24 protein-coding genes are annotated in these 24,705 nt (G+C 36.9%); 9 read left to right on the forward strand and 15 right to left on the reverse strand.

The window, feature by feature from the left end; all coding sequences use genetic code 11:
- Positions 1 to 216: 216 nt before the first annotated feature.
- Complete coding sequence (locus ACFWDE_RS01250; RefSeq protein WP_377889496.1) at positions 217 to 972, forward strand: diguanylate cyclase domain-containing protein; 756 nt, start codon at positions 217 to 219, stop codon at positions 970 to 972.
- Complete coding sequence (locus ACFWDE_RS01255; protein ID WP_377889498.1) at positions 969 to 2,270, forward strand: glycosyltransferase family 2 protein; 1,302 nt, start codon at positions 969 to 971, stop codon at positions 2,268 to 2,270. Before ACFWDE_RS01250 ends, ACFWDE_RS01255 begins: the two co-directional genes overlap by 4 nt.
- Positions 2,271 to 2,423: 153 nt before the next feature.
- Here the strand turns inward: ACFWDE_RS01255 and ACFWDE_RS01260 are convergent, their stop codons facing one another.
- Both ACFWDE_RS01260 and opuD read right to left on the reverse strand, forming a co-directional pair.
- Positions 2,424 to 2,558 carry a hypothetical protein gene (locus tag ACFWDE_RS01260; RefSeq protein ID WP_002068447.1) on the reverse strand — a complete coding sequence of 45 codons (135 nt, stop codon included), beginning with the start codon at positions 2,556 to 2,558 and terminating at the stop codon, positions 2,424 to 2,426.
- Positions 2,559 to 2,808: 250 nt separating this feature from the next.
- On the reverse strand, positions 2,809 to 4,326 hold the full coding sequence (gene opuD / locus ACFWDE_RS01265; RefSeq protein WP_377889501.1) for a glycine betaine transporter OpuD: 1,518 nt from the start codon (positions 4,324 to 4,326) through the stop codon (positions 2,809 to 2,811).
- Positions 4,327 to 5,003: 677 nt separating this feature from the next.
- Between opuD and ACFWDE_RS01270 the strand changes: the two genes are divergently transcribed.
- Positions 5,004 to 5,879: a cell wall-binding protein EntA gene (locus tag ACFWDE_RS01270; RefSeq protein WP_377889505.1), complete on the forward strand. Its 876-nt coding sequence runs from the start codon at positions 5,004 to 5,006 to the stop codon at positions 5,877 to 5,879.
- A gap of 79 nt (positions 5,880 to 5,958) precedes the next feature.
- On the forward strand, positions 5,959 to 6,261 hold the full coding sequence (locus ACFWDE_RS01275) for a DUF3910 family protein (protein ID WP_002144812.1): 303 nt from the start codon (positions 5,959 to 5,961) through the stop codon (positions 6,259 to 6,261).
- Between the two features lie 209 nt (positions 6,262 to 6,470).
- Here the strand turns inward: ACFWDE_RS01275 and ACFWDE_RS01280 are convergent, their stop codons facing one another.
- Genes ACFWDE_RS01280 through ACFWDE_RS01290 form a run of 3 tightly spaced genes read right to left on the reverse strand, consistent with a single transcriptional unit; the run spans position 6,471 to position 9,910 of the window.
- Positions 6,471 to 7,850: a zinc ribbon domain-containing protein gene (locus tag ACFWDE_RS01280; protein WP_377889507.1), complete on the reverse strand. Its 1,380-nt coding sequence runs from the start codon at positions 7,848 to 7,850 to the stop codon at positions 6,471 to 6,473.
- Between the two features lie 12 nt (positions 7,851 to 7,862).
- Entirely contained in the window at positions 7,863 to 9,413 is a 1,551-nt protein-coding gene (locus ACFWDE_RS01285; RefSeq protein WP_377889509.1) for a zinc ribbon domain-containing protein, read from the reverse strand.
- Between the two features lie 5 nt (positions 9,414 to 9,418).
- Entirely contained in the window at positions 9,419 to 9,910 is a 492-nt protein-coding gene (locus tag ACFWDE_RS01290; protein ID WP_377889511.1) for a zinc ribbon domain-containing protein, read from the reverse strand.
- Between the two features lie 158 nt (positions 9,911 to 10,068).
- On the opposite strand from ACFWDE_RS01290, the gene ACFWDE_RS01295 reads away from it, so the two are divergent.
- Positions 10,069 to 11,688 carry an SWIM zinc finger family protein gene (locus tag ACFWDE_RS01295; RefSeq protein ID WP_377889513.1) on the forward strand — a complete coding sequence of 540 codons (1,620 nt, stop codon included), beginning with the start codon at positions 10,069 to 10,071 and terminating at the stop codon, positions 11,686 to 11,688.
- A complete protein-coding gene (locus ACFWDE_RS01300) occupies positions 11,672 to 14,428 on the forward strand; it encodes a DEAD/DEAH box helicase (protein WP_377889515.1) in 2,757 nt (918 codons plus the stop codon). The genes ACFWDE_RS01295 and ACFWDE_RS01300 overlap by 17 nt, the downstream gene beginning before the upstream one ends.
- A 38-nt stretch (positions 14,429 to 14,466) precedes the next feature.
- Here ACFWDE_RS01300 and ACFWDE_RS01305 read toward each other — a convergent pair whose 3' ends face one another.
- Entirely contained in the window at positions 14,467 to 14,952 is a 486-nt protein-coding gene (locus ACFWDE_RS01305; protein ID WP_002068432.1) for a VanZ family protein, read from the reverse strand.
- Positions 14,953 to 15,062: 110 nt separating this feature from the next.
- Here ACFWDE_RS01305 and ACFWDE_RS01310 point away from each other — a divergent pair, with 110 nt between their 5' ends.
- Together ACFWDE_RS01310 and ACFWDE_RS01315 are read left to right on the forward strand one after the other, a co-directional pair.
- A complete protein-coding gene (locus ACFWDE_RS01310) occupies positions 15,063 to 15,287 on the forward strand; it encodes a DUF1659 domain-containing protein (protein ID WP_002016256.1) in 225 nt (74 codons plus the stop codon).
- 21 nt (positions 15,288 to 15,308) lie between these two features.
- A complete protein-coding gene (locus ACFWDE_RS01315) occupies positions 15,309 to 15,524 on the forward strand; it encodes a DUF2922 domain-containing protein (RefSeq protein WP_002144802.1) in 216 nt (71 codons plus the stop codon).
- 20 nt (positions 15,525 to 15,544) lie between these two features.
- On the opposite strand, the gene ACFWDE_RS01320 is transcribed toward ACFWDE_RS01315, so the two are convergent.
- Positions 15,545 to 15,943 (reverse strand): DUF4359 domain-containing protein, encoded by a 399-nt coding sequence (locus ACFWDE_RS01320; protein ID WP_002034805.1) that lies wholly within the window; start codon positions 15,941 to 15,943, stop codon positions 15,545 to 15,547.
- 194 nt (positions 15,944 to 16,137) lie between these two features.
- Between ACFWDE_RS01320 and ACFWDE_RS01325 the strand changes: the two genes are divergently transcribed.
- On the forward strand, positions 16,138 to 16,644 hold the full coding sequence (locus ACFWDE_RS01325; RefSeq protein ID WP_377889519.1) for a competence protein ComK: 507 nt from the start codon (positions 16,138 to 16,140) through the stop codon (positions 16,642 to 16,644).
- Positions 16,645 to 16,698: 54 nt separating this feature from the next.
- Here ACFWDE_RS01325 and ACFWDE_RS01330 read toward each other — a convergent pair whose 3' ends face one another.
- From ACFWDE_RS01330 to ACFWDE_RS01365, 8 genes are all read right to left on the reverse strand, one after another.
- The gene (locus tag ACFWDE_RS01330; RefSeq protein WP_377889521.1) at positions 16,699 to 17,169 is read right to left on the reverse strand and encodes a sigma-70 family RNA polymerase sigma factor; all 471 of its coding nucleotides are present in this window, start codon (positions 17,167 to 17,169) and stop codon (positions 16,699 to 16,701) included.
- A 213-nt stretch (positions 17,170 to 17,382) separates the two neighbouring features.
- A complete protein-coding gene (yknW, locus tag ACFWDE_RS01335) occupies positions 17,383 to 18,051 on the reverse strand; it encodes a YknW family membrane protein (RefSeq protein WP_199660452.1) in 669 nt (222 codons plus the stop codon).
- A 125-nt stretch (positions 18,052 to 18,176) separates the two neighbouring features.
- Positions 18,177 to 19,379: an ABC transporter permease gene (locus ACFWDE_RS01340; RefSeq protein ID WP_377889523.1), complete on the reverse strand. Its 1,203-nt coding sequence runs from the start codon at positions 19,377 to 19,379 to the stop codon at positions 18,177 to 18,179.
- Positions 19,376 to 20,056: an ABC transporter ATP-binding protein gene (locus tag ACFWDE_RS01345; protein ID WP_377889525.1), complete on the reverse strand. Its 681-nt coding sequence runs from the start codon at positions 20,054 to 20,056 to the stop codon at positions 19,376 to 19,378. The genes ACFWDE_RS01340 and ACFWDE_RS01345 overlap by 4 nt, the downstream gene beginning before the upstream one ends.
- On the reverse strand, positions 20,053 to 21,237 hold the full coding sequence (locus ACFWDE_RS01350; protein WP_016093602.1) for an efflux RND transporter periplasmic adaptor subunit: 1,185 nt from the start codon (positions 21,235 to 21,237) through the stop codon (positions 20,053 to 20,055). The genes ACFWDE_RS01345 and ACFWDE_RS01350 overlap by 4 nt, the downstream gene beginning before the upstream one ends.
- A 247-nt stretch (positions 21,238 to 21,484) precedes the next feature.
- On the reverse strand, positions 21,485 to 22,819 hold the full coding sequence (gene pgtP / locus ACFWDE_RS01355) for an MFS transporter (RefSeq protein ID WP_002112963.1): 1,335 nt from the start codon (positions 22,817 to 22,819) through the stop codon (positions 21,485 to 21,487).
- A gap of 19 nt (positions 22,820 to 22,838) precedes the next feature.
- Positions 22,839 to 23,873, reverse strand: coding sequence for an ABC transporter substrate-binding protein (locus tag ACFWDE_RS01360; protein WP_377889528.1), 1,035 nt, complete (start codon positions 23,871 to 23,873; stop codon positions 22,839 to 22,841).
- Positions 23,870 to 24,652 (reverse strand): DUF3919 family protein, encoded by a 783-nt coding sequence (locus tag ACFWDE_RS01365; RefSeq protein WP_377889530.1) that lies wholly within the window; start codon positions 24,650 to 24,652, stop codon positions 23,870 to 23,872. Before ACFWDE_RS01365 ends, ACFWDE_RS01360 begins: the two co-directional genes overlap by 4 nt.
- Positions 24,653 to 24,705 lie beyond the last annotated feature (53 nt).

The following is a 24,705-nucleotide window of genomic DNA, read 5'->3' on the forward strand; positions in this document are numbered from 1 at the left end:
GTATAAACATAATTTTTATATATATTAATTCCTTTATGTCTAGATATATAGACAATATGTTACAATAATTAGTATGTCTGTTTATTTTTTCTTGTACAAGAAGGATACTACTTGATGTATCTCGCCCCAAAAAACTTCCAGCTACATGGTCCATTTCTTAATAATTGTGCATACTACAAATATCCAGCACGAATTATCTGTAAGGAGGAAAGTTTCGTGAAAGATAAGTCTTATAAAGTCCTCTCTATGTGGATTTTACAAATTTTATTTTATTTTACTACTATACATGTGACGAAATATGAGCACGCGCTCATTTTTACAATTATATATGTCATCATAAATGTACTATTCCTATTTTTAGCTGATAAAACAGCATTTATTTTCTTCATACTGGGAACAATCATTTCAGTATTCTATTTATTTTATCAAGCATGGCTTCACTTATGGAGTACATCAGATCAATGGGAATATATTATTACCCACTTCCTGATGGCAGCTAACTTCTTCATTGTTTATATTTCAACCCATTTATTAAAAAAGGTTATCCTTAAAAATAAAGAGTTAACTGAACGAGTGAGAGTGCTTGAGCAATACATTGGAGAATCAAAATTATTAACAAGACAAGAATTCGAAAGACGACAAGCTTTATTAACAACTGCGATGAATCGTCGTAATGAAACAGGCATTATCATTTTCTTTGATTTCACTTCCTTTAGTAAATATACGAAGGAAAGTGTCATGGATCGTGTAGCTTCATTATTAGTTGAAACGGTAAGGAATGACTTTGACCTTGCTGCTGAATACGACAGCAATACACTGGTTATTTTACTACAAAACACAAATGAAGCCGGTGCTGATATTGTAATGAACCGCCTAAAGCCAAAAATGGAGCAATGGCTTGCTAATGAGGCAATCCAAGACATGAAAATTTCACGAGAGCAAATTGGAAACAAAGGACCGACATTATTATGATGACACTCGTTATACTCCTTTTATTCCTTCTGTTCTGCGTACTCGTTTTCTGGATCAGCATCACATTTTCAATTAAATATGTATTGATTTTTACCGCCTTTCTATTCTCTGCTTTACTCGTTTATTACTCTTTCTTAACAATTGCGGGCTTAATTCATCGAAATAGTAAACGAAAAGATCGTACGCTGGAACATTATCCAAGTGTAGATATTTTAATACCCGCTCATAATGAAGGGGTTGTTATTAAAGATACATTAGAAGCAATGGCAAAGATTGAATACCCAGGCAAACTAAACGTTTATTTATTAAACGATAACTCTCAAGATGAAACACCTGAAATTGGCGATGATTTCGACAAAGCTTATGCTCATATTCATCACATTCGTGTACCACCTGGCGAGCCGAAAGGAAAATCGCGTGTATTAAACTACGGCCTTAGCATTTCGGACGGTGAATATTTCTGTGTTTATGATGCAGATAATCAACCTGAACCACATGCACTGCGAATGCTCGTAGAACATGCTGAAACAACCCAGGATGCCGTTGGGGCAGTTGGACACGTTCGTACAGTAAATGAAAAAAGAAATTGGCTTACACGAATGATTTCATTAGAATTTCAAATTTTTCAGCTCCTTATGCAATCTGGACGCTGGCTATTATTCCAAACAGGTTCACTAACCGGAACAAACATGCTTCTTCGTCGTTCTGCATTAGAAGAACTTGGCGGCTATGACCCTTATGCAATCGCAGAGGATGCCGAATTAACATTAAGAATTACCCAAAAGGGCTATCTCTTACCAATCGTCCCAGAATCGATTACATGGGAACAAGAACCTGAGCATTTAAAAATTCTTATTAAACAGCGTACACGTTGGCTTCAAGGAAACTTATACATTTTAGAAAAAATGTTTTCTTCGTTAAGCTTCTTTAAAGGAAAACTTCTCGTCCATTCCTTACAACAAGTTTTAGTGTATGTCATATTTTGGCTATTCCTAATCATTTCAAACGTTTGGTTTGTAATTGGACTGCTCGGCATATTCCAAATTCAATATAGCATTCCATTACTATTTATGTGGTATGTCGCATATATTACATATGTTTCTCAATTATTTAGTGCCCAGAGCGTCGAACGAACCTTTACACCGACCAACATTTTCATAAGCGTCATTATGTACTTTACGTACGCACAGCTCTTTACGTATTTGTTTATTCGCAGTCTCATTCTTTACTTACGCGCAAAGAGCAAAAAACAAGTAATTGGTTGGGATAAAACAGTACGATTTAAAAAAGAAAAATAGATTTCATTAAAAAATAAGCACAGAGCGCCGTATGCTCTGTGCTTATTTTTTACCGTAATACTATATATCAGACAATACCCCTTAGCAGAAAGTTATTTCACGTCCATCCCCCAACGAACGATCGACCTTCATTTATATACGAAAAAGTGATTGCTATTTTTGTAGAACCAATTGCTTCTCTTGATGCTCTTTACGAGTTTCAGTCTTCGGTTCCGTGCTTTCTTGGGCATTTCGATGTGCCACACGTTTCAAGCAAATATGCTTCCACTTTCTTTCGTAACGTTTCATTATTCTAGTTGTCCCCCTTGAATGCGATTTAAAACTATTTGAAATCGCTTACAGGAAATAATATAGCACATATACATAAAAGTGACAACACATTTCCGACATATTTTTGTCAAAAATATGAATATAATGTGTAAAATATCGGATATTGTCGAACCATATCGATTTTTCTTTTTAAACTACAGCTATCCACACTTTTCCTAATATTTGCATTTAAAAAGGAGCTGACATAAAATCAGCCCCTTTCCTTCTATTATTTATGTTGTTTCATACGCCCTTCTTTTTGCAACTCTTTAAATAGTGCTGCAATCATAAAGAAAATAACAAATACAAATGGGAATGCCGCAATAATCGACGCTGTTTGTAGCGCCTCTAATCCACCGACATACAATAAGATCGAAGCTAACGCTGCTAGGACAATACCCCAAACCATTTTAATACGATTTGGTGGGTTTAAGCTACCATGTGTCGTTAACATCGCTAGAACAAACGTAGCGGAGTCTGCCGATGTAATAAAGAATGTTGAAATAAGTAAAATAGCTAACACACATAAAGTCGGTCCCATACTACCCATCTGGTCTAACATAGCAAACAATCCTATTTCTGTGCCCGTTTCTTTAATTTGGCCATATATATTCGCCCCGTCGAACAATTCCATATGAATACCTGTCCCTCCGAAAACAGAGAACCAAAGCGCACCAATTACTGTTGGTACGAGTAACACACCAATAACAAATTCACGAATTGTACGCCCGCGTGACACACGAGCAATAAACGTACCTACGAATGGTGACCATGCAATCCACCATGCCCAGTAGAAAATTGTCCATGACTGAATCCATTGATTTCCGCCTTCATTTAATGGACTTAAACGGAAACTCATACTTGGTAATTCTTGAATGTATGATCCGATTGTTGAAGTGAAATAATTCATAATAAAGTTTGTTGGACCTGCAAATAATACAATTATCATAAGTGCAAACGCTAAAATAATATTCGCATTACTTAAATATTTAATTCCTTTATCGAGTCCTGTTTGCGCAGATAACATATAAAGAACAGTTACAATTCCGATGATTACTAACTGTGTCGATAATGAGTTGGGAATGGATGTTAAATAACTAACACCACCCGCAATTTGCTTTGCCCCAAGTCCTAATGATGTCGCCACACCAAATACTGTCGCAAATACAGCTAGAACATCAAACATATGGGCAATACGGCCATGTTCACCGCCCTTAAATAGTGGACCCACTGCCGCACTAATTGTACTTGCTCTTCCTTTTCTAAATGTAAAATACGCAATACATAATGCTACAAGTGCATATAATCCCCATGGATGTAATCCCCAATGGAAAAATGAGAAACGAAGTGCAAGACGTGCACTCTCTTCAGTCGCACCCTCTCCAAACGGAGGTGTGTATAAATGATTCAACGGTTCTGCAACGCCCCAGAAAACCAAACCGATTCCCATACCGGCACTAAATAACATAGCAAACCATGTCATATAACTATAATCAGGTTCATCATCATCTTTACCTAAACGAATCGAACCGTACTTAGAAACAATTAAGAAAATAGCAATTCCTAAGAAAATAGAAACGGAAATAATATAGAACCATCCAAACTTACTAACTAACGCAGCTTGAATTGCAGTCGTTACATTTCCTAAGCTACCTTTTCCAATAATAGATTCGGGAATAATCCCCCAAAGTGTAAATGCAATGCATAATGTTAATGAGACAATAAATGTTTTCGTCAGTTTCCTCATCAAATCCCCCTTCGTATGTTTCATTTCTTGTAAATATCATAAATTCCGATGTGTTAAATCGGATAGAAAACCATAGTTTTTGTGGTGATTTTCTTTCGGCTCTCTCAAGTTTGCCTTCACCAATTAGAGTTCTTATGGACAGCCTTACCTTCCGTACAACCTTTTCACTCTGCAAGAGCTACAAGATTGGAATACTACTGTCAAATTGTGTGAGAAAAATGCGGATGGGAAGAGATTTTCCCAAAAAAGGATGTGTTACAGTTTTAAAAAAGGGCAGATTTATTCTTTACAACCCTTTCTTCTTGTAACAATTATGCGGTTTTTTTGCTAGTATATAGCGCGTGTTTATAACTTCACAAACGAGATGTTTATGTTTATATAACTATATTACCCATAAAACGGTAAAATACTCAAGGAATGTAACTGTTTAGTAATCATTACGTAATACTCTTGTAACATTCTTATTTACACCGAAAAAATTATGTTGTATTAAATATTTTGAATATAACTAGAAACCTACTAATTATATGGAATGAAAAACGCTTTCCTCTAATTCTAGCTATATTACAAATTGTTAACGACTTATTACGAATGGTTTGTAATTGTGTGTTTTCCCAAAATCCGAAAAAATCTGTTGCTATAATGAGGACACGAAAACAAACGCAATGGAGGCTATCATGAAAAAATTAATTGGAATAGCAACAGCAGCAGTTTTTGGTCTTGGGATTTTCACCGCATCTGCTAACGCAGAAACTGTTGTAAAAACAGACGTACTAAACGTACGAGAAAACCCTACTACTGAATCAAAAGTTGTCGGTAAATTACAGAATGGTCATAAATTAGATGTTCTAAATACAGAAAACGGATGGTCACAAATCAAATTAGATGGTAAAGACGCATTCGTAAGTACAGAGTTTACAAAGAACTCTTACTATGTAACAGCTAACGTATTAAATGTACGTGCTGAAGCGAACACAAACTCAGAAATTCTTGGAACGCTTAAGAAAGACGATATGATCGAAACAACGAACCAAGTACAAAATGAGTGGTTACAATTTGAATATAACGGGAAAACGGCTTATGTTCATGTTCCTTTCTTAACAGGTACAGCACCTGTTATCGAGAAACAAGAAACGCCTGCTCCTGCTAAAGCTGCAGCACCAGCTAAGGCTCAAGTACCTGCACCAGTAAAAACAGCTGCTAAGCCTGCTGTGAAAGCTGCTGAAACTAGCGAACCTTCTAATGGTCGTGAGTTAACTGTTGTAGCTACAGCATATACAGCTCATCCGAGCGAAAACGGTGGCACATACGGCGGCCGTGTATTAACTGCAATGGGTCATGACCTAACAGCGAACCCAAACATGAAAATGATCGCTGTTGACCCGAAAGTAATCCCGTTAGGATCTAAAGTATGGGTAGAAGGTTATGGAGAAGCAATCGCTGGTGATACTGGCGGTGCAATTAAAGGTAACCGTATCGACATTCTACTTGGATCAGATAGCGCTGCTAACAAATGGGGACGCAAAACTGTTAAAGTGAAAATTTTAAAATAACCAATGACTGCTAAAGCCGGTTCTCTTTGTTGAGAGCTGGCTTTTATTTTTTTATAATACATATAAGGAGGTTATACCAATGAATATACAAGCAAAAGTAGACTGGGTCGGTACACCAAAACCGTACATATATAAAGATGATGTAACATATGATGCAATCGCAGTTGACTTCTCACTAGCAAACGATGACAATCGCTATAAATTAATTGTACTTGGCCATGAAGAAAATACACATTACAAACTCGTACAATACGGAATAAAACTAGGCTCTCAAAAGCCATTCCCTATTGATATTCCATTCGAGCAAGGAATGCTACCGCTCATAGAACAAATATTAAACGATCCATATGTACAAGAGGTATTAAAGGAAGCGCGCTTCTAATCAAAAAAGGATGTCACCTAGCAAAAAAGTTCAACTAGGTGACATCCTTTTCTAGTTTTCCTTGTTGGACATTAGTAAAGGAAATTATATCTATCATAACTTACAATATATCAACGGTTCGACATGAAATATCGATTTACCGACAAAGATTGACAATATCGGCGCTACAAAAAAGAGACTGTTCAAAATTGAACATCCTCTCTTTTTTGTTAACGAGTCGGACCCGATATTTCCTCTGATTTCAGCGTATTATTTGCTCCAAGAGAATGGTACAACAGCTTTCCATTTCCATTAACAGTAACGATATGATCATTATTAAAACTCTTGAATTTCACAGAGCCATCACCATAACGAATATGATATTCTTCATATGTCGTTACTTTATATTTCGTCGCACTTTGACGTTCTACATTGCGAATATTCATTGTCAATAAATCTTCTGTAATTCCTTTTTTCTGTAGATATTGTAAGTAATCACGGTCTTCCTTATACGATTTCCCGCTCTTATCATAATCATTTTCAATTAAACTAAAATCGTTTAATGCAATTGCACGTACGTTATTATAAATATGATTTTGTACAAAATCTCCAACCGCTGAACTAGAAGCTTCTTTTGGGAACTTTAAGTAATATGTACTTTGATCTCCAACTTTAATACTTTCAGATTTCATCACACCAAATTCAGCGTTTTTCTCTAAATGTACTTCTACCGTTTCATCCGTCGGTACAGGACCAAGTTTATAACTTCCGTAATTTAACTTCCCGCGTTTCTTGCCATTAACAAATACAGTTGCATCATTTTCATCAGATGAAATGGTTACATAATTTCCTTCAAGTGATAAATTCACTTCTACTGTCCCATTCTTTTCATCTGCTAAATCCACTTCTTTTTCTGTCTCTAATTCAGCAAGTTCTGTCTTCGCCTTTGCCTTTACAACATAAGTACCCGGGAAGTATGGACCTAATTCTTTCGAAGTTTTATCACTAGAAAGCTCTGTTTCTTTTTTATCATTCACATATATTTCAGCATTCTTTGCAGTTGTGCTAACATTCATGTAATACGATTTCATGCTGAACTTATACTTCGGATATAAGAACCACTCTTTCCCGTCTTCTATAATTTTCCCATCTTTAAAAGATGCTTTATCACTTGCTAACTTTTGATCTACTGTCTCTCTTTGCAAATATGATAACAGTTCTTTATTATAAGAAGGATTTTCTTTTAAATAACGGATATACGCCTTAATATCTTCTGTCTTAACCTTTAAGGTTGGATCGTCTACTTTCAAAATCTCATCGATTGCATTAACATCTTTATTTTGGAATGCTTCGATCATTGCATTTACTTGCTTTTCCTTCGAAAACTTGCTTGCACCGAATTTATATGCGCCAAACAAAATAGCAAAAACAATGACAAAACCTATAAGTAAAAACATGTTTTTCTTACTTTTCACTGGCTTTGTTTCACTCCGCATTTCTGAATGAGAAGAAGCTGTTTGATCAGCGATTTCTTCTACTTTGCTTCCGCAATCAGGACAAAAGTTCAATTGATCTGCGACTTGTTTATTGCATGTTCCACAAAACTTCAATATACTCTCCCCCTACTTTTTCGCTAATTTCATTCCGGCCAATGCCGCTACATATGTCACAATAAAACTAAACAAAGTTAAATATACAAATGAATTTTGCATAGATAATACAGTACCACTCGCTCCGAATACATTCATTACCTTTCCAGACACATCAATTTGGAACTTAGAAATTATGTTCATTACAATCATCATAATTGTATAAGAACCGCTACATACCGCTAGTGTAATGTATATATTAGTGGTCGGTAATCCTGCTAATTTCCTACCTGCTCTAAACATAAAGAAGAACGGGATCACAAGTAATAATAAACCATAATGGAAGCTGCTATTTACTTCATCAACCTCAGCAATATCTTCCTGTGTTCCTCTTTGTGCAATCACTATATCTTTCATCCCAATCCCATTTACAGAAATGCCTGATACGAATGAAAAGGCCATTTTGTTATCAGATGATTTCTTACTAATTCCTTTAAATTCACGATCAAATGCTGGACTTGATACTTCTAACGGAGAAAAATGAGCCATACTCCATAATTGAGGTGTTAATTCTAGTGCTAATAATACACCTTGCGTTTTTGAAGCTTTCATTTCTTTTAACGGTTCAATACGTTCTTCGTTACTTACTAACGCCATAGCTAAAATACACGTTACTACCGCTGTCACTAAAAGTCCTTTTAACATAGCTGAAATCCCATAATAAATAGATGCCCCATATGGCATTAACTCTTGAAATGCTGCTGCCATATTGTTTTTGCTTGTATGAACAATAAATCCTACTAAAGTGAATAACGTTCCACATACAAAACCACTTAGGAAGCTCTTTACAGCTGAATAACCAACTGTTATCTTACCTGCATCTGAGAATGGAATTACAAAAGATTGTGATGCTACAAAGCTTATAATAAGTAAAAAGATTCCATATATAATACCGACTGTTGCTGCTACAAAAATTTGATCCTTAATCGTCTTCGCAACACGTTGTTTTCCTAACCATATTCCCGTACCAGCTAAAATAATGAATGGAACAATTAATAATAAAACAAATGGAGTATGCCAAGATAAAGATAACATCAATCCACTATCATCACCGGCTGTAAAACCAAGCAAATGATAATTTAATAGCGTAGAAGTTGCGCTTGCATAGAAGCTTGGTAGCATTTCCAGTTCTTTCGTAAGATTGCTAAACATCTCACTTAATATAGAAGCAAATAATAAACTTCCAATCCAGCCAGCAACTAACATGAGAACACTTGCAATAGCCCCACCAATTAAACCTGTTTTGAAAGTTGCTTTATCTGCTGTAAATGCAACTTTAGGAGCACTATCCATCGTAGGTAATTTTACGATTTGTTCTTTTTGCTTAACAACAAATAAAGAATGCCCACATTTTTGACAATATACATTTTGCTGAGCATTTTCATTACCGCAACCTCTGCAATACTTAGCAGTATCTTGCTCTAACGTTACCGTATCTACTGCCCCTGCAATCTCCATACTTCCTTCATTAGGACAATAATTCACTTCTTCACCATGTTGTTTTCCGCACGTGCGACAATACATCTTATTCACTCCCCACTTTGCTTAATTCCACAAACCGGGCAGTAAGTAGAGTTTTTATCAATATACTCATTACATGTAATACAATTTTCCTTCTCACTATTACTTTCTACCGCTAACATCGGGTTAGGATTTCCACATGAACCACAGAACTTATCATTTATTGATAAAGACCCACCACATTCACAAGTAGCTTTCTCGCCTTGTTGTTTTTGCAATTCAACTATTCGTTTTCTTGCTTGATAAATAGCAACATCAAGCTCTTGAATTGGAGCAATCACTTCTTTTAAACTCGCTTCATTTACTCCGTTTCCTCTTAGTTGAACATATACCTGTTGTCCGAGCTCTAATAAAACTTCTGTTTTTTTCTGCATTTGCACTTGCATTCCTTTTTTCAACTGAGCAATTTCTTGTGCAATTTGCAACTTCTGCTTTCCTTGTTCTATTCCCTCTTGTAACTTATTCATTCCACTACCTAATTTCGTCTGTAAATCTGACAAATGTTTTCTCCCCCTATAAATATATAGTAATATACAAAATTAACATTATATATATTACCATGATTTTCTAATTGTGTAATTATAATTTCATTTTTTCTGTTTTGAGCATTTTTTGTTTATAATGGTAAAGGAAAGAAATCTGTGTACGGAGGAATATTATGCTGCAAGACTCAATTACGAAAGATGAAATTATGATGATTGCGAATGAGTTCGTTCAAGGGCTTGATCCACAGCAAGTTGCTGATCAGGAGCATGTCGCTACAGCTCGGCACCTATATCGTAGTGGTGTTGTCTATAACGTTGACTTTGATGGCTATACGCTATCCGGAACTGTAAATGCTGAAGGCAGTGTATATAGCGTTCACATCCCGATTCGTAATGTCACTGAAAGCTATTGCGATTGCTTCGCGCCAACGCAATGTCAGCATATGCTTGCTGTGTTACTATCTGCAGCTTCTAGTTTTGGGCAGGTAGGAGATGTATTAACTTTATTCAAAAATAATACAAAACCTTCTCTTCCTCCTATTCGAACTGCACGACAAGTATTGCAATCATCAGCTTTTGAAGAACTGGATTATAAAAGTTGGCAAACATACTTTGAAAATGAATATGAATCATTTAAAAAAGAACAAGCGCGGCTCACTTATAAACAAATGTATTTTCTTATGAGTCTTTTTACAGACTTCTATACAAAATTAGAACGGAAAGCTCCACGCATCGTTGCTATTCATGAATTATTTAAGTTGCACGCGGCACTTTATTGCTTTCAAAAATTATTAGAAGAAATTCAAGAATTTGAAGCAAACAAACTATATTCTTATCACCAACCAGTTAACGTCGTTCGCCTATTCGTTGATAAAGTTGAATCTACCGTTAGGGACCTAAAAACAGAAGAGATTCCAGAAGAATCCAAACCGATTTTACAAGAAACAGCGCGGCTCATACATGAAGTATTCTTCTCTACCGATGCCTATACACAAGAGCGATTCTTCATTTATCGTCACGTATGGGGTGAACTGTTAAGAACAGAAGAGCAGCTACAAGAAGAAGAAAAACGAATCGATACTAAAATCAATCCACTTTCCAAAGCATTAGCATCTTCTCATCTGCTCTTTTTAAATAATGAAGACTTATCGGCAATGGAATTACTCAAAAAACAGCCTGCTTCTGTTGTGAGCCTTTACTTCTATTGGTTAGAAGAGTTATTAAGTGCGATGCAGTGGGACCGTGCTAAAGATTGGCTTTCCTTTACTTATAAACAAGTAAAAGAAACGATAACGGAACAAGAGAATACCGTCTTCATACAAGATATCGTTCGATTATTTGTGATGATGTATGAGACATATGCAACGCATACGAATGAACAAGCGGGATTAGAAATGATTTTACAAGAACTATTACCGTATAGTTTCACAAATTATGAACAATATGTACTTGCGAAGAAACAATACCATGCATGGACGGAGCTTCAGCTCTTATATGGATTCGAAGTAATCGAACTTTTGAAAGAACCATTGAAAGATATTGAAAAAGAGGCGCCCGAAGCAGCACTTCCTCTTTATCACCATGCCGCAATGGAAGCAATTGAAGAGCGAAATCGCAAATCATATAAACGTGCCGTTCGTTACTTAAAGAAATTACGTATGCTTTATAAACGACTGAAACGAACTGATGAATGGGATGCTTTCATTATTCATATCGCTAACTTACATTCACGTCTGCGTGCACTACAAGAGGAATTACGGAGAGGAAAATTAATCGATGATCATACAAACTGAAGTAACAATTAGGCTCCAGCACGTTAGTCAAGGTTGGTTCCTTTGGGGAGAAGATGATAGCGGTACGCTCTTATCCGTAGCAACTTGGAAAAAAAATGCATTCGCATGGCACTCTACTTCCTTCTACGGAACGTTTTTAAAAGAAGCAACGTATGAGGGAAAACAAGGCGTTATGTTAACGAATGCACAGGCATTTGAATACATCGCAAATAAACCGATGAATTCATTTGCAAATATGCAAATGAACGGTCCTATTACGGCACTTACAAAGGACGCAAGTGAATTATGGGACGCTTTCGTCAGTGGCAGCTTCGCACCTGACATGAAGCATTGGTCTCAGCAGCCATCTTGGAAAGTTCAGAATACCTCAATTGAAGATGGCATGTTAGCATCGCTTTTCTCTGCCGCTGTGAACGAAAGTATTTTGCAAGATGCTCGCTCAAATGACGGATGGGAAGATGCAAAGAGACTATATGAACATTACGACTTTACAAAAAGGCAATTGGAAGCAGCACTACATGAAGAAGATTGGCTTCGAAAAATTGGCTACATTGAAGATGACCTTCCATTTACAGTCGGCTTAAGACTACAAGAACCGCAAGAAGAACTTGAAATGTGGAAGCTTGAAACAATCGTTACACCAAAACGTGGTGCGCATCGCATATATGTATATGAAAGTATCGATTCCTTGCCAAAACGATGGCACGATTACGAAGAACGGATTCTTGAAACACAAGAAGGATTCAGTAAGCTCGTACCGTGGCTAAAAGAGGACGACAAGTTCCGAGAAGAACTCTTTGAAACTGAAGCTTGGAACTTCTTAACCGAAGCAAGTAATGAATTACTCGCAGCAGGTATTACAATTTTACTACCATCATGGTGGCAAAATTTAAAAGCAACAAAACCAAGGTTACGTGTACAGCTGAAGCAAAGTACAGCACAAACACAGTCTTTCTTTGGTATGAATACGCTCGTTAATTTCGACTGGCGCATTTCAACGGACGGAATTGATTTATCAGAAAGCGAATTTTTCGAACTCGTTGAGCAGAACAAACGTCTTTTCAATTTAAATGGTCAATGGATGAGACTTGATCCTGCCTTTATTGAAGAAGTAAGAAAACTAATGCACCGTGCCGATAAATATGGACTAGAAATGAAAGACGTGTTGCAGCAACATTTATCTAGCACGGCGGAAACAGAAATTGTAGAAGACGATAGTCCGTTTAGCGATATTGAAATCGAACTAGACGGATATTATGAAGAACTTTTCCAAAAGCTTCTGCACATTGGAGATATTCCAAAAGTAGATACACCATCTTCGCTACAAGCAACACTCCGCCCGTATCAACAACACGGGATTGAATGGTTGCTATACTTACGAAAGCTTGGATTTGGAGCATTATTAGCCGATGATATGGGACTCGGAAAAAGTATTCAAACGATAACTTACTTACTATACGCTAAAGAAAACAATCTCCAAACAGGTCCTGCATTAATTGTGGCACCGACATCAGTCCTTGGAAATTGGCAAAAAGAATTTGAGCGTTTCGCACCAAGTTTACGTGTTCAGTTACATTATGGTAGTAACCGAGCTAAGGATGAGTCATTTAAAGATTTTCTTCAATCAGCAGATGTTATATTAACTTCTTATGCATTAGCTCAGCTTGATGAAGAAGAACTTAGTACGTTATGCTGGGACGCTGTTATTTTAGACGAAGCACAAAATATAAAAAACCCACATACGAAACAGTCGAAAGCAGTAAGAAACTTACAAGCAAATCATAAAATTGCTTTGACCGGTACACCGATGGAAAACCGACTTGCTGAACTTTGGTCTATTTTCGACTTTATCAATCATGGGTATCTCGGAAGTTTAGGACAATTCCAGCGCCGCTTCGTCACACCGATTGAAAAGGACCGCGATGAAGGAAAAATCCAGCAAGTACAGCGGTTTATCTCGCCGTTTTTACTGCGTCGTACGAAGAAAGATCAAACAGTCGCATTAAACTTACCAGATAAACAAGAGCAGAAAGCTTATTGTCCACTAACTGGTGAACAGGCTTCCTTATACGAACAACTTGTTCAAGATACATTGCAAAATGTAGAAGGATTAAGCGGAATTGAAAGACGCGGATTTATATTACTTATGCTGAACAAGCTAAAACAAATTTGTAACCATCCAGCCCTTTATTTGAAAGAAGAAGAACCACAAAATATCGTCGAACGCTCTATGAAAACAAAAACGGTAATGGAGCTCATCGAAAATATAAAAGACCAAAATGAAAGTTGCTTAATCTTCACTCAGTACATTGGCATGGGGAACATGCTAAAAAGTATGTTAGAAGAAACATTTGGTCAGCGCGTCCTCTTCTTAAACGGGAGCGTACCAAAGAAAGAGCGTGACAAGATGATTGAGCAGTTCCAAAACGGAACGTATGACATCTTCATCTTATCGTTAAAGGCCGGCGGAACAGGATTAAACTTAACTGCTGCCAACCATGTCATTCACTATGACCGTTGGTGGAATCCAGCTGTAGAAAACCAAGCAACAGACCGTGCTTATCGCATCGGTCAAAAACGCTTCGTTCACGTTCATAAACTTATTACAACAGGAACACTTGAAGAGAAAATTGATGAAATGTTAGAACGAAAACAATCATTAAACAACGCCGTCATTACAAGCGATAGTTGGATGACCGAACTATCAACAGACGAACTAAAAGAATTACTTGGCGTATAAAGTGGATAAATGAAAAAGGAGCAAATCTCTAACTGAGATTAGCTCCTTTTTCTATGCCAAAACCAATTGCTTATTATAATTCCTGTTAACCCGCCGCACGTATCAAGCAATGAATCTTGCCACATCGGTGTACGGTCTCCCGTAAACCATTGATGAATTTCATCAAATGTTGCATACCCCGCAACGAAAAGGAGGGCGTATGCAAAACACCTTTTTCTCGAATAACCCGATCGATGAAAAGCATAATACGTCAATGAACCGAGCATAAAGAATACCATAAAATGAGCACCTTTACGAAGGAAAAACTCAACAAATCCACCTACACCTTTATTTGCAATACTAACAGGCGTACCTCCGCCATAATCGATAGATACCCATGAAAAATGCTCTTTCACAAATTCAACATTTATATATTGCTCAATATCCGAGCGCATATCCTGTTTTTTATATGGCTGTGCTGAAGAATAGAAAATAATCCCCATCCATAGTAATACAGGAATCCAAAATAACCATTTACGATTCATTCTCCCGAAACTCCTCTCTTATTCTTTTAAGAGTACCAAAAAAAAGAAAAAATTTCACGCCAAAACATGACATTTACCACCTATTTATAAAGTGAAAGGGGGTGATAAACATGGCAGTTGAAACAATCGTAATGGATTTAACTTTACGCCTTGTATTAAACGGGGGATTAGACAAAAACGGTAAAACAGTTTTTAAGAACAAGCAATTCAAACGTGTGAAAACAAACGCAGATTTAGGAAAAGTACATGAAGTAGCACGTGCTCTTGCTTCACTACAACAATCATCACTTCACGCTGTACAACTTGTAAGCACGTCAGATCTTTCTAATCTATAATTAAAAAGGAGGGAATAAAGCATGCAAGTACTCGAAATGATTTTCGTGAAAGAAGATGGAAAAACAGTTGTTTTTTCTATCGATAATCCCATTACACCAGTAAATGAACTAGTCGTAAATCAAGTAATGGATACCATTCTTTCTTCATCTGTATTTTCATCAATTGGTGAAAATACTCGTAAAAAAGGGGCTCGCCTCATAGAAAAAAACGTATCTGAAGTTCAGATCACTCCGTAAATCAAAAAGACGAATCTGCATTATTTTGCAGATTCGTCTTTTTTCTTCGGCATTTCGATTGGAATAAAGATGTTTGAAAAACCAACACAAACATACTTATAATTCTCTCCGCCTAAATCAAACTCTGTCGTATATGTTGAGAAGAAAATATAATCATTTCGCTTTGTATAATGCTCAATTAATAATCCAACTTGTGGTTCAACATACTTATTTGCCAATTTTTTTCCCGCCGATGCTAAGTCGCCAAGTATACCCTCTTTGTTTTCTTTCTCAACCTCTTCTAACTTCTTACTCACATCATTACGCTTCATAAATTGTTTTGCTGCCCAATCCGTATATTCTCCCTTACCCGGATTACTGTTTGCTAAATAAACTAAGAGAACAACAGCTAGAGCCATAATAATATACTTTTTCTTCATGCTATATCACCGCCTACTCTTTTCTATTTTCATATATATGTACAAGCGATGCAAATTAGAAAGACTATCATCTATTGATTGTAAACGAACCGTAAAAATTTACAATACGAAACAAAAGATTAATAATAATTTTACATAATTCGTATATAATTATATTCAGAATAACAATTTTTATAAGGGAGGATTTTAGAATCATGAATAATGAAAATGATATTTTTATTTCTAGTTCTACAATGATGCTTGAACCTTGCAAACACCCTTATTACCGGACAAAAATGATCGACAGTAGCGGAACCCCCCTGCACTCTTGCCAAACAGCTATCCAACTCATAAAGAAATCTTGTCTAACACATGTTCATTCTACTTATCAAGGTAGACGTCATGCAGTCCAAATAAACTTTAAGCTCAAACAAAATGTTCCAATTCCGATTAATCATAGAGAATATATTTGTGTTTTCCCTACAGAATCTCCTTCTTCTCCAAACTGCATTTGGTTGTTCTATAACCATATAGAGGAGATAGAGTTTGCCAAAAAAACTAACAAAGCAAACATTCATTTTTTTAACGGAACTACCATAACAATACAAATAGGTTCTCATAAGTTACAGCAACAATTTTTGAAAGCTGGACATATATTATCCCGAATGAACATAAAAGATTCACTACACTTAAAAAACCCCTTGCCACATTTACTGCCTTAATGTAAATAGAATGGAACGCAATATTTCCTTTGCCTTCCATTCTACTTATTATTCTTATCCCCTTACACTATCTCTCATTTTCTCAAGTGCTTGTCGATATACCCATCTCACTTGATAGTACGTCATCCCCATTTCAGACGCTATCTCCCCCATATTTTTCCCTGTGAAAAACCGCTCTGAAATGATGTGCCTCTCCCTCTCATCTAACACACTCATAAAGTCCTTCGCTCTCGTTCCCGTATCTTCACACTCAAATCGTTCCTCATACTCATCCGTGCATACATACCTCTCTTGCACTACGCATTCTTTCTTCAACCTTTCCAATATATAACCACGTACCGTTACAACCGCATAAGCAGGAAAACTACCTTTCTCCTCCTCATACCTTTCATAAGCATGCCAAAGACCAATTAAACCACATTGATAATACTCTTCATAATCTTGGTAAATATTTAACCTCTTTATTTGATTTACAATCATACCTTCATACAAAACAACCGTATCTGCAAAAGTCGCTGGCTTCACACAGTGCCCGTTTCTAAAAGGTATACCTCTTTAGTATTCCGCGGTACCTCTACAATATAAAATGAGAAAGGAAATTTCATTGTGGGTAATTTCAAATAATACTGCCGGAATTTGAAATTACACTAGGCAGTATTTGAAATTCTGCTTGGGGTATTTGAAATAGGAGTAAAAATAAAAAAGGTGACTCTAGGAAGAGTCACCTTTTTTATTTTATTATTGGAACATACCTTGTAACGCACCCAGTCCAAGAGTTAAGACAAAGAAGACGATAGTAATAGTTGTTGCCTGCTTTTTACTTAAACTTGCCGTAATTTGAAGACCTAACCACGTTATAACAAATCCCCAAATTGTAAATACTTCAAATTTGCTTGCAATACCTTTTACAACCCCGCTACTTGAAGCAAAGATAGGACCTAATCCAGTATACATTTCTTGTCCTGATCCACCTAAAACAAACGCTAAAACCGTATTCAACAATACGCCAAGTAATGAAATAATGCTTGAATATACGCTAATTGTTAATAATTTCTTATAAGAAGTATCATTGCTCATAAACATCATTAATACTTTATACACCGCTGCACTAATGAAGAAACTTATCCCCATACCTAAAGCACCAATTCCAAATCCCATACCAAACGTCACTGCAGGTGGAACGTCAAAACCTAACTCCTTATTAAGCTTAATGGCTTCTGGGGTTAAGGAGCCTACATAAGCAGCAAGTCCACCAATAACTGCTCCTAATAAAACAAGTATCCAAAACGCACCCCATACAGCATTACTCGTTTTCATTCTCTCAAACTGCAGACCTGGAGATGTAATCATTCCAAATAATGACGGCTTCTCTCCACCAACTTTTTGCGTATTCAAATTCGCTTCCATTATAACGCCTCCTTCTATTTATATAACCCGTTCTAACGGGCGGTTCACATCCTCATGCAAGAGGCTACGAACCGCCCACTAGAACGGTAATGTGTAGTAGAGAAGCTCTCTACTACACTAATAATCTACTCATAACGCAGTGCTTCAATTGGATCTAATTTCGCAGCTTTATTTGCTGGAATTAATCCGAAAATAATACCTAGTGTCATCGAGAACAATACGCCTCCAACGACAACTTCCCATGAAACGAGTGGTGGCCACTTCGCAAATGTGGAAACGATATATGCCCCGCCATACCCAAGACCAATTCCGATTAAACCACCTAGAAGCGTTAACATAACCGCTTCAATTAAAAATTGTAATAAAATTTTACTACGCGTTGCCCCAAGCGCTTTGCGTACCCCAATTTCGCGCGTACGCTCTGTTACCGATACGAGCATAATGTTCATAACGCCAATACCACCAACGACTAGTGAAATACCAGCGATACCGCCGATGATCATCGTCATAATACCAGTTACTTTAGAAACATTTTCTTGGAATTCTTTTAAATTCACCAGTTCATATTTACCTGGAATTTCACTTGGCTTACGACTATTTAATACATCGATAGCTTTTTTCCCAGCTACTTCTAAATCGTCTACATTTTTAGCTTGAATTGCGATATTTTGAATATCATCTGTTCCGTATAAAACAGGCCATAACGTAAGGGGGATTAACGCTTCCTCCATTTCAAAGCCCATAAACTCATTATCAGATTTATACACACCAATAATTTGCATTGGCTGCCCCTTCATCTCAATAATTTGTCCAACTGGGTTTACGTCCTTAAATAACGTCTCTTCTGTTTTTGTACTAATCATCACAACGTTATTTGCATGAGAAATATCTGATTCATTTAAAGTACGTCCCTTTACGACCTTTACTTTATTAACTGCAAAATATTCATTATCAAGACCAATAACATTCAGATTTGCTTTTTTATCATTTACATCAAGTACCTCTGAATTCTGGTTTGTCGTAATAACGTGTGAAACATCTTTCACTTGTTTTACTTCCAAAATATCCTCTTCAGTTAACTTCGGTATTTGATATCCACCCATAGCAAACTCATCATTAATATCTGGTTTAAATTGAATTGGCATAAGGTTATTACCACCAGAACCTGCGAATTTCGACTTCAGCATCGCTTCCCCGCCTTGCCCAATCGCAACGACAGTAATAATAGAACCAACACCGATAATAATACCGAGCATCGTAAGAGCAGAACGCAGTTTATGAGCTAGAATAGAAGATAAGGCAATTTTCATGCTATCTAGTAAGCTCATACTGCACACCTTCTATCTTCTGTAATTTTCCCATCTCGCAGTACAATACGACGAGATGAATACGCTGCTACTTCCTCTTCATGTGTAACCATAACAATCGTCGTACCTTCTGCATTGAGCTTCGTGAAAATATCCATAACTTGTGCACCAGACTTCGTATCGAGCGCACCTGTCGGCTCATCGGCCATAATAAACGTTGGGTTATTCGCAATCGACCTTGCAATCGCGACACGCTGCTTCTGTCCACCCGATAACTCACTAGGTAAATGGTGTACTCTATCTGCTAATCCAACTTTCCCAAGCGCTTCAAGAGCTCTTTGACGACGCTCTGCTTTCTTCACCCCACCGTAGATGAGCGGAAGTTCAACGTTTTCCACTGCGGAAAGACGCGGTAGTAAATTAAAATGCTGGAACACAAAGCCGATATATTCATTACGAATTAAAGCAAGCTTTGACTCGTCTGCTGTTAAGATATTCACATCATTCAACATATATTCACCTTCTGTTGGACGATCCAAACAACCGATAATATTCATAAGCGTTGATTTACCAGAACCAGACGGTCCCATAATAGAAACGAACTCACCGCTTTGAATTGTTAAACTAATACCATGTAAAATCGGCACTGCCAATTTACCTTGATAATACGTTTTAGAAATATTATTTAACGTAATCATTTCTCTTTCACTTCCATTCCGTCATACACGTTGTCGGAAGGATTTTTAACCACCTTTTGCCCCACTGTTGTGCCTTCTACAATCTCTGTCCAGTCTCCATCAGTAGCACCTTTTTTCACATTTTGTTTACGAAGCTTTCCTTTCTCTTCGATATAAACAAATGCATCTTCGCCTTTTTCTACAATGCTCTTAGTTGGAACAGCAATCATCGTTTTGTTCTCTAAGCTTACTTGCAGCGAAACGTGATAACCTGGAGATAAACCATCTTGGCTATCAAGACTTGCTTTATATGTATACTGAGACATATTTTGAGTTCCCTCACCAGCAGCTTGAGCCATCTCTGCACTCGTTGGGAATTCACTTACTTCCGTAATCTTACCTGTCCACTTCTTCTTATTATTTGCTTTCGCAGTTACAGTGAACGTTTGATCTTTTTGAATTTGTGACTTTTGAAGCTCTGTTAAAGTCCCTTGAACTTGGAACGGATCTTTAGAAGCAACTTGCAAGAATGCTTTCCCTTGACCACCTAACGCTTGAGATGAACTTTGTGCTGCATCTTTGTCTAACTTTTGTACAACACCAGTGAAATTACTATAAATCGTAAGTTCTTTCTGTTTTTTATTTAACTCTTCTTTTTGCAACTTCCCTTTTTCTTTCTCCAGGTCAGTTGTCTTTTGTGCCATTTCTAACTCGCTTACTTGCTCTTCCATTGGGTCTGTTACTTCTTTACCAGCCCCACTATCTTTTACCTTCTTAATCTCTTTCTTCAATGAATCAATCTTCTTTTTCCCTTGATCATAACGCATATCAGCCATCTTCTGATCAAGATCAGCTTGCTTCATTTGAAGATTAATTTCTTCATTATCATAAGAGAATAATTTCGTTCCTTTTTCTACTTCTTGTCCTTCTTTCACTGCAATATCTTTCACTTTTCCTTTAGTCGGATCCGCATAGAAGCTTTCAATATTTCCTGGCTTCACTTGACCAGAAATTAATTTCGTATTATTAAGCTTACGCTCTGTCACTTTCTCAAAACTTACAGCATCTGTCTTCGCCGTACCTTTCTTCTTACCTTGCATAACAAAAATATTAACTGCTGCAACAATAACAATTAGTGCAATAACTCCGATGATAATCCATTTCTTCTTCTTGTTTGGAGTACGAACCGTATTTGGTAACATAGTCTCTCTCCTTTTATATCTTATAGTTTAATAGATATTTAACTATATAAAACTTTCTGAAAACAAGAGTTCCACTTACATTGTTACACTCATTTTACAAAGTTTTACACAATCATTTATATTGTAACAAAAATACCAATGATTAGAAATATGACATTCTATCTTTTAAGATAGTTTTAAGGAAAGGTTACCTTATATAAAAAAAGCGATCCAAAATAATGATTGGATCGCTTTTCTGAATAAACTATTACGCCACTTTAGGACCTTTTCTCTCATGTCCACGTTGAACGATAAATAAGAATACTGTTGATAAAATACCGCCTGCTAATAGTAAGATGAAGCAGCCATCCCAGCCAGAACGATCAACAATAACACCAATTGCTGCGTTTGCTACAAGACTTCCGCCTACATAACCGAACAGACCACACATACCAACTGTTGTACCTACTGCAAATTTCGGTACTAATTCCATCGCACTTAAACCGATTAAGAACTGTGGTACGTAAATTAAACAACCGATAATAGAAACTGCAATACTTACAACAAGTACGCTAGATGCTTGCCAATATACAACCGTACCAACAACAACTCCGGCCATACTCATAATACATAATGGCATACGTTTTCCTTTAAATAACTTATCACTTAAAAGGCCAACGATTAATGAACTTGGAATTGCCATCCCTTCAAAAATCGCGTATGCAGCATGCGCTTCTGTTTTTGAAAAACCTTTAACTGTTGTTAAATAAAGCGGAACCCAGTTAATAACACCGAAACGAATTAAGTAAACAAATGCATTCGCAATACATAAATACCAAACGAACTTATTTGTCACTACATATTTCATTAAAATTTCTTTTGGTGACATCTTATTAGCATTATCTGCTTTTTCAAGATTTTCATAGTCATTACGATACTCATCAATTGGAGGAAGACCTTCCGATTCTGGTGTATCCTTCGCATTAATCCAAACAAGAACTGCAATTACCATTGCGATAATCGCTGGGAAAATAAATACTCCGCCCTGCCAATTATTTTCACCGAAAATACCTACACCAATCCCGACAAGGGGCGGCACTAGCATTCCACCAACGTTATGTGAAATATTCCAAATACCTGTTTTCGTACCACGTTCTTTCTTCGAGAACCATTTCGTCATAACGATACTACAAGGTGGTGCTCCCATACCTTGTACAATACCATTTAGAACAAGTAATGTAACAATCATCCCAAATGAAGATGCAAAACCGAAACAAATATTCACAAGCCCTGATAAGAATAAACCGACTGCGATAAAGCGCTGGGCGAAAGCTTTATCTGATAAATTCCCCATAAAGAACTTACTAAATCCATAAACAATTGCCATTACTGAACCTAGTAATCCAATTTCAGCTGTACTAAAACCATATTCTTGTACTAAATACGTACTTGATAACGTAAAGTTACTGCGCACTAAATAATAAGCAGCATACCCAACTGAAATTCCAATTAGTACACGAATACGCAGTAATGTATATACTTTAGCGATCATATCCGCTGGTAATCTCTCAATTGCAGGTGCTGGCTTAAGCCATTTAAACATATACTCTCGTCTCCTTTTCTCACTTTTGAGAGAGACGCTGTCTATTCCATATCTCGATTATTCCACTATTTGATATATTTTTGTTCGTCCTTCTAACTGGCTGTCCTTCTATTTCTTTCTCATTCTTCGCGAACATCGTTGGTACGCCAAACGAAACTTTTTCTAAAATGTGCCCCGCTTCTTCTGATAAACAATAATCAATAAATAAGTCCGCAATAAAACCACTCGGTGCACGCTTTAGTTTCGAAATCGCATTAACAGACAACCCTGTTTGCTCAGGTTCGTTACTTAAAATAGGAAAGCCTTGTTTTTGAAGCATTCTCTGATCTCCCGCAAAATTGATGCCTATCATATATTCACCGCTCGCCACAAGTTCCACTGGCATATAACCATTCACCGTTACTTCACCAACTTGCCCCGCAAGATTTTTTACATACGCTTTTGCCTCTTCTTCACCTAAAGTATCAATGAGTGATTGAAACAGCGTATATGCTGTGCCGGAAACATTTGGATCAGGCATTGCAATCTTACCCGTATATAACGGATCTAATAAATCTTGCCACTTGGATGGATATGGTAGACCAAGCGGTGCTATTTCTTCATTCCACCGCTCTTTATTAATTGCGATTGCCAGCTTCTCCACTTCATAACCGTACCAATAACCATCTTTATCTTTAACAGTCTTTGAAATACGATTTGCATGCTGGCTCGTAACAGGAATAGAAAGGTTCTTTTGCTTCATCATTTGATGCGCATCTACTGTACCACCAATAATAATATCCGCCTTCGGATTTCCAGCTTCCTCTTCCACTCTCCGAAGAAGTTCTTCTGTCGAAAGACGAATAAATTCATACGTACATCCTCGCTGTTTACAAAATGATGAAAGCAAAGCCTCACCAACTTCCTCGCGAGCTGCTACATATGCAACAAGATGACGATCATTCAAAATAGGGAGACCACTTTTATTATATTTAATAGAGGTTGTATCTCGAGAGCAACTAGACATCGCTCCTCCGATTATTAGCAAAAAGAAGAAAAAGGCTATCTTTCTCATGACACACTCTCCTTTACAAGGAATTCTGCTAGAGAGCCCTTCATATACATGACATTCCCGTTATTATCACCGAGATATTGCACAACAAAGTACGATGGATACACAGAAATCGTAAGAATATCTTCACGCTCATTCTTTATACGCTTACCTGTTTTATAAGCGGTAATATAAGCAATCGGTTCATTCTGTGATTGTAATAATTTCTGAATTTCTCCGTAATCTGTAATTTGCTTTGCGTATCGAATAGAATCAAATATGTGCGTAAGATCTATAGTACGTATTACATCCCCTTGCCTCACTACAACTTCCTTTGCCTCCGCAAAGAAATTACTAATGCGCTCTGGTGTATAATACAGACTTAACAAATACGTTTGAAATGCTGAGATCATCGGATCCGTACCATTCTTTCCGTATACATTAGCCTCATACTGGAACAAGTCACCTACTGCAAAAGTACGCTTATGTCCATTCAAGTACGTTACTTCTCCAGTAAATACTTGTTCTTGATTCTTAGCTTCTCTCGGCTCTATTCGAATTCGGTCAAAGAATGAAACAATCGTATGCAACCGAACTTCATCCGTTACAACAATTTCTCCCCACTTCTCATGCCTTACTTTCACTTCAGTAGGAAGGGATTCATTCACTCTTTGTAAAACGGCTTGTTTGTCATCCACAATTGTAATTCGGTTGTATATTTGCTTCTCAATAACATAAAACAAAATAAGAGAAACGATCATACAAAAGACAAACATAAGAATTTGAAATGATAGCCTTTTCATTTCTGCCTACCTCCAAGATAAAAAAACGTTGTTTCGAAAATACCGCATAATTG

The sequence above is a fragment of the Bacillus sp. NPDC060175 genome, assembly GCF_042728695.1.
Lineage (GTDB): Bacteria > Bacillota > Bacilli > Bacillales > Bacillaceae_G > Bacillus_A.